The 521-nt window shown below is 39.9% G+C and carries 2 pseudogenes; both read right to left on the bottom strand.

The annotated features are described in order from the left end of the window. A pseudogene (locus CIK04_RS26480) lies at positions 1 to 174 on the bottom strand (3-deoxy-7-phosphoheptulonate synthase); the annotation flags it as partial. A 195-nt stretch (positions 175 to 369) separates the two neighbouring features. Continuing rightward, a pseudogene (locus tag CIK04_RS35710) lies at positions 370 to 521 on the bottom strand (beta-N-acetylhexosaminidase); the annotation flags it as partial.

Genomic DNA, 521 nt, shown 5'->3' with positions numbered 1-521 from the left:
AAACCACCAGCAGACGATGATCTTGCTTATGAATAATATTGGCAACGGTATTACGCGATTCTTGAATGAAGCGGCGGGCGTTGTCGCTCAGTGGCAGTTTCTGTTTAGCTTTTCTGGCGTAATCAGAACTTGTTCATCGCTGATATTGATATTGCTTAGTTCACTTTTCTGCATGGCATTTAACCTGTATTATATTTTTTACACCCTCATATCCCTGAGAGTACGAAGTCATGTTTGAAAACAACTTAACAGGGTTGAATTAAAAATCAACCGTAAACAATAAAAAACATCAAGTGTAAAATATTAATTACACGCAATAAAAAACCAAAGCATCTCGCTTTGGTTTTCAAGTTCGTCTTTTCTTAAGTTTTAGTGGCCCACTATACGTAGCATGTTTTCTCTTGCTTCTTTCCATTGCGGCGCCAATTTCAGTTCAGAGAGGCTGAAGCTGCGTTTCTTCAACAAAGATAATGCCAAAGGAACCTCGACGATAGGCAGTGCATCCAAGGCGGCCACTTGAG

It is taken from the genome of Vibrio sp. 03_296 (assembly GCF_002265885.1).
The sequence above is the reverse complement of the archived record's forward strand: the minus strand, read 5'-3'. Positions and strand labels throughout refer to the sequence as shown.